Source organism: Armatimonas sp. (genome assembly GCF_031410135.1).
In the GTDB taxonomy this organism is placed as follows: Bacteria; Armatimonadota; Armatimonadia; order Armatimonadales; family Armatimonadaceae; genus Armatimonas.
In genome coordinates, this window is the sequence record NZ_JANNYP010000690.1 from 1 (window position 1) to 5920 (window position 5920).

The following is a 5920-nucleotide window of genomic DNA, read 5'->3' on the forward strand; positions in this document are numbered from 1 at the left end:
GGCGCGGTAGACATCGAATGCATCGCCGTCGTAGGGCCGCGAGAAGCGCTGGGAAAGCACGACCTGAATAATGTCCCCCGCCCCGATCAGCTCCTTGGCCTCGGTGAGCATCTCCTCGTAGCGGGCGCGGGTGAGGTTCGACTCCCACGGTGGCGGGTCACCCTTGCGCTTGTTGGGCATCCCCAGCAGATCGGGAATCGGAGCGCGGAGGGCGGCGATCATGTCCTCCACTTTCTCACAGGCTTCGTCGTAGGCGGCGTCTAAGTCCGTCTCCGGCTCAATATGAGCGTTGGCGAGAACGATAATCCGGTGCTTCACGTGGTCAAAGATGCACAGCGTGTCGGTGAGCATTAAATACACATCGTCGAGGTCCAGATCGTCATGGGTTTTCTGCCCAATGGGCTCCAAAAAGCGCACCCAATCGTAGCCGATGTAGCCCACCGCACCGCCCACAAAGCGCGGCAGGTTGGGCGTCTCAACAAACTTGACCTTCGCTAGCTCCGCTTCTAAAACATGCAGCGGGTCCTCGCCCTTGGACAGCGGGATCAGCCTGGTTTTTCCGCGCTCGGTGAGACTGACACTCGTGCCGCGGCTTCGCAAGACCACACGCGGATCGGAGCCCAGAAACGAGTAGCGTGCCATGCGCTCACCGCCCTCGACGGACTCCAGTAAAAACGCATGGGGCCTGTGTGCCAGGCGCTTAAACGCCGAGACGGGCGTCTCCATATCGGCCAGGATCTCCCGGCAGACCGGGATCACATTGCCCTGGCTTGCCAGCGCCTTAAACGTCGCTCTATCAGGTGTGGTAGGAAACATAAGACAAAATAAAACAGGCTCCCGGTTTTTGTAACTCGGGAGCCTGCCTCTCTTCGTGTGCAGCGTCGGCGTGTTTAGCGGACAGCGCGCACCGGGCAAGCCCCCGTGCGCCACCACCACTGAACCAGCTTTCGCGTTTGCATTGCGGCTACGATACCACGGCCCACAGTGACGTGTCAAACGCAATACTCTTTCTACGGGCCGATGGTGGTGACGACGAGGGCGACGATGGGGGCGGTGAAGAGGAGGCTGTCGAAGCGGTCGAGGATACCGCCGTGGCCGGGGAGGAGGGCGCCGAAGTCTTTGATGCCGATCTCGCGCTTGAGGGCGGACTTGAAGAGATCACCGAGTGGCCCGAGAATCCCAGCCAGTGCGCCGACGATCAGGCCAAAGACGGGCGAGCCGAGAAGGAGCTGGCCTAGCCCGCTGCCAATCAGCAGGCTGGCGACCATGCCTCCGACAAGCCCCTCGGTGGTCTTCTTGGGCGAGAGCCCTTCCGCGAGCTTGTGGTGCCCGAGCCAGCGCCCGACAAAGTACGCGCCGCTGTCGCCCGCGATGGTGCAGGCGGCGGTAAGTAAGACAAGCGCCGCTCCACCGTCCAGCGATGGCCAGAGTCCTTTGGGGCCGTGCCAGGTGCTCAGCCGCAGGAGCGCGATCCCACCAAAGAGCGCCACGTAGGCTCCACTCAGCAGGCCGTAGGCGAGGTTTCTCCCCGTGTGGATCTCCTCCTTGGGGTGCGAGGCAACTCCTGTCTCCAGCAGGCTGGCGATCACGAGGCCACAGGCGAGGATTAGCAGCAGTGAGAGCGGCGCGGCGGGCATTCCGCCGCCAAGCGGGGGGCGTAGCAAGAGCACCGCGCCGGGTACCAGCGCTCCGAGCAGGGAGAGCAAGCCGTTGGGGCGGATACCACACTGCGCGTAGGCACGCTGGAGCTCCGTGCGTCCGATCAGCGCGAGAATCACCGTAAAAATCACAAAAGGCCGCGCACCCCAGAGGCAGAGTGCCACCAGGATCGGCATTCCCACCAGCGCCGTCAGGACGCGCTGGGTCAGTGGCGGCAGCGTCGCCAATCGCTCAATCATTGCCCACCTCCCTAAACTCCACCTGTACTGGGTAGTGATCCGACGGAAACTTCCCCTCATGCTGATAGGTGAGGGTGGTCACGCGGCTCACGGTCAGCGATGGGCGGAAGAGAATGCGGTCCAGGCGGCCCATCCAGCGGATACGCCCCGTGCCGCCGTGGTAGGTGCCCTCCGGGCCGATGCGCTCCTTGGCTTCCTCCCAGGCATCTTGGAGCGGCGGGTGGGGAGTCTGGGCAAGCTCTGCGCCCAAGTGCGTGTAGGCTTTCGAGCGTGGCTGTGCATTGAAGTCCCCCAGAAGAACCTGGAGCGTGCCGTCCCAGTGCGTGTCGAGCATCCGGCGCAGGATGCGGGCGGAGCGCAAGGGAGCCCAGGGGAGAAAGTCGAGGTGGGCATTGAAAACGGTGACGACCTGGCCCGTGGTGCGCTTCTGGAGGCGTGCCCAGTTGACCACGCGCGGGAGCCAGGAGCCGGGCAGGACACTTCCCTCGGAGTCGGGCTTGTGCGAGACCCAGAAGGCACTGCTCTCTAGTAGCTCAAACGTGTCGGTGCGGAAGAGAATCGCGCAGTGCTCGCCGCGTGGGGTGTGGAGATGGACTGCCGTATGGTCATGACCTGCTCGTCGGGCACGGGCACGGTGTAGCAGGCGGGTCGCCCGGTGAAGCACGCGCGGCAGGCGCGTCTCGCCACTCTCAGGGCCGGTGACAAACGTGAACTCGGAGAGGGCGTGCGCTAGGTCCCGAAGCTGGGGCGCGGTCGCCTCCTGCACCGCGATAAGCTCGGCCCCACTCTCACGCACCACGTCCAGCACCAGCGGCAGGCGCACAGGCCACGTGCCCGCCGGATTCACTGCCCCGGCGTAGAGCAGGTTGAGGGTCATGACGTTAAGCGCCATCGCTCCTCGATTCTCTCTTTCACGAAGTCGTAGTCGTCGTGCTCATCAACATCAATCGTGATCTCGGGGTAGTCAACCAGCAGTGGTATCACCCCAAAGCCCAGCTCTTTGGAGACAAAGTGGGCGAACTGCTCCAGGGTCATCAGGTGCAGGCCCTCGACCTCGATCAGGTAGGCAAGTGCGATCTTCCAGCCCAGCGCCAGGGTGGTGGTGAGGGCGTTTTTACGGCCCGCGTAGAAGCGATCTATCCGCTCCTTCAGGCCCGGCTGATCCAGGAGCGCGGGCTCGGCGATAAAGAAGTTGCCGTGGCAGAGCGTGATGTCGCGGTAGTGGTTGAAGGGCTTGGTGAAGTGCTCGTAGGCGCCGGTGTAGGCGCTCTGGGGCACCGCGGAGAGAAAAAGATTCTGTGGGTAGGTCGTGGGGGTGCTCTCCCAGGCCGTCAGAAAGCTCTGGATCGCCTCGGGAGTGACCAGCGGAATATCGGCGGCGATAAAGAGCACGGCGGGCGCGTCTTGAAAATGTCTCAGCCCGATGACGAGGCTATCGAGAAAGCTCTCACCGCCTTCAACGAGTGTGATGCGGGAGTCGGCGCTCAGGCGCTCGGCCAGCTCGGGCTGGAGCTGCACCTGTGGCCCCTCGATACAGATGTGCCCCATGCGCGGCACGGCGACGAGGGCATCCAGGACATACTGAATCGAGGCGCGCCCGTGGTAGGGAATCAGTGCCTTGTAGCCGGGGACGTAGCCCTCATAAAGTGAGATCTGGTTGAGCCCACTCGCCAGAACCACGACGTCTATGCTGTCAGTACTCATATCTTTAGTGTATCGCTAAATGCGAAGCAGGAGAGTCGCCCCTTGCTACCGAACAGTGAGGCTATGAAGTCTCACTGGAGCCTCCTCGCAGGCACCCTCTGCCTTACCGGGCTAGCGCTAGCACAGAAGCCACTCAGAAGCACGCCGCCCGTCGTGGACTACAACCGCGATATTCGTCCGATTCTCTCGGGCAAGTGCTTTGCCTGCCACGGCCAGGACGAGAGCAAGCGTGCGGCGGGGTTGCGGCTCGATCTGCCCAACGTGGCTATTGTCGGCGGGGATATTCTAGCCAGCAAGCTCACGCATCGCATCGGGGCGACGGGTGCGCTTCAGATGCCGCCGGCGGACTCGGGCAAGACGCTTACGGAGAGTGAGAAGACGCTTCTGCGACGCTGGATCGGGCAGGGCGGTAAATATCAGCAGCACTGGGCGTTTGCGCCCCTCATGAGGCCCTCCCTCCCCCGGCCCCTCCCTCCCGATAACGGGAAAGGGAGGGGAGAAAATGCCCCCACCCAACCCTCTCCCATTATTGGGAGGGGGTCGGCGAAGCCGGGGGGAGGGGAAATAGACGCCTACATCTCCGCACGTCTCGCCAAAGAGGGGCTGGCACTCTCGTCTGAGGCGGAGAAGACGACTCTGATCCGGCGGGTGGCGCTGGACCTGACGGGGCTACCGCCGACGTTGCAGGAAGTGGATGCGTTTCTGGCCGATAAGTCGCCGAGTGCCTATGAGAGAGTGGTGGATAGATTACTCGCCTCGCCGCGCTATGGGGAGAAGATGGCCATCTCGTGGATGGACATGGCGCGCTACGCCGACTCCAACGGCTTCCAGAACGACCACGAGCGCTACCAGTGGCGCTGGCGGGACTGGGTGATCGAGGCTTTCAACAAAAACATGCCCTTCGACCAGTTCACCATCGAGCAGCTCGCCGGCGATATGTTGCCCAATGCGACCGTCAGCCAGAAGCTGGCGACCGGCTTCAATAGAAATCACCGCATCAACACCGAGGGTGGCCTGATCGCGGAGGAGTGGCGGGTTGAGGGCGTGATAGATCGCTTGGAGACAGTCGGGGCGGTCTGGATGGGAATGTCCGTAGGGTGCGCACGCTGCCACGACCACAAGTACGATCCCATCAGCCAAAAAGAGTTCTACTCGCTCTTTTCCTACTTCAACAATGTCCCCGAGAGCGGCGCAGGCACTGAAGGGGTCAATATCAACACGCCCCCGACCCTCAAAGCGCCGACGGCAGAAGAACAGAAAAAGCTGGCGGAGCTGGGCGAGACAGTGACGAGTGCGGAGGCCACGGTCAAGGCGGCGGAGGCCAAGCTCCCCGGCCTCTTGGCGGCGTGGGAGGCGAGCGGCGCGGCGGCGAAGTACCCGGTGACGTCGTGGGTTGGGGTGCGCCCTAGCCAAGCGACGGCCCAGAGCGCCAAGCTCATGATCCTCCCCGACAACCAGCTCTCTGCCACGGGAAAGAACGGCGACACCGAGACCTACACGCTCACGCTCCCGACCGGCGGCAAGCCCGTGCGTGGTATCCGGCTGGAAGTCTTCCCGGAGAAAGGAAAAGTGGGGCGCTCGTCCAATGGCAACTTTGTGCTGACGGATGTGACGGTCAACGAGACGCATCCCAGCAAGGCGGTCGCGGACTTCGCGCAGAGTGGCAACTCGATCAGCGATGCCATTGACACCGACCCCGCTACCGGCTGGGGAATCTACGGCCAGACCGACAAGCCCCACACCGCGACGTTCACGCTCGATAAGCCGCTCACGGGTGAGAGCGTGACCTTCACGCTACGCTTTGGCTCGCAGTACAGTCAGCACCAGTTCGCCCGCTTCAAGGTCGCCCTCACGGACTCGGAGACCCCGTCTGCGGAGGGAATCCCGCCTGCCGGGACGCCCGAGCGCCTTGCCTGGTTCCGAGCCAATGTCGAGAACCCAACACGGGATGCCGACAAGACACTCGCCACGGCCAAAAAAGCCCTCACCGACTACGATGCGACCATCCCTGCCACCATGGTCATGGCGGAGCTAGACGCGCCACGCAAGTGCTATGTGTTAAAGCGCGGCCAGTACGACCAGCTCGGCGATGAAGTCAAAGCGGGCCTGCCGACGGCGTTTGGGACGCTCCCTGTGGGCGTCGCAAATAACCGTCTCGGCTTTGCAAGATGGGTCGCCAGCAAGGAAAATCCCCTCACCGCGCGTGTCTTTGTCAACCGGCTCTGGGAGAAGTTCTTTGGCACGGGTCTGGTCGCCACTACCGAGGACTTTGGCACCCGCGCCGAGTTCCCCAGCCACCCCGAGCTGCTCGACTGGCT

4 protein-coding genes and 1 pseudogene are annotated in these 5920 nt (G+C 63.1%); 1 reads left to right on the top strand and 4 read right to left on the bottom strand.

The window, feature by feature from the left end; translation table 11 throughout:
- The 4 genes and pseudogenes from RMO15_RS25305 to RMO15_RS25320 form a co-directional block, all read right to left on the bottom strand.
- Positions 1 to 816 (bottom strand): annotated as a pseudogene (locus RMO15_RS25305) (anthranilate synthase component I); the annotation flags it as partial.
- Positions 817 to 1010: 194 nt separating this feature from the next.
- Positions 1011 to 1898, bottom strand: a complete 888-nt coding sequence (locus RMO15_RS25310; protein ID WP_309719255.1) for a phosphatidate cytidylyltransferase — start codon at positions 1896 to 1898, stop codon at positions 1011 to 1013.
- Complete coding sequence (locus tag RMO15_RS25315; RefSeq protein ID WP_309719258.1) at positions 1891 to 2790, bottom strand: endonuclease/exonuclease/phosphatase family protein; 900 nt, start codon at positions 2788 to 2790, stop codon at positions 1891 to 1893. The genes RMO15_RS25310 and RMO15_RS25315 overlap by 8 nt, the downstream gene beginning before the upstream one ends.
- Positions 2772 to 3602 (bottom strand): nucleotidyltransferase family protein, encoded by an 831-nt coding sequence (locus RMO15_RS25320; RefSeq protein ID WP_309719261.1) that lies wholly within the window; start codon positions 3600 to 3602, stop codon positions 2772 to 2774. The genes RMO15_RS25315 and RMO15_RS25320 overlap by 19 nt, the downstream gene beginning before the upstream one ends.
- Before the next feature lie 63 nt (positions 3603 to 3665).
- On the opposite strand from RMO15_RS25320, the gene RMO15_RS25325 reads away from it, so the two are divergent.
- Positions 3666 to 5920 (top strand): DUF1549 domain-containing protein (locus RMO15_RS25325; RefSeq protein ID WP_309719264.1); only part of this gene is annotated, 2255 nt, incomplete at its 3' end.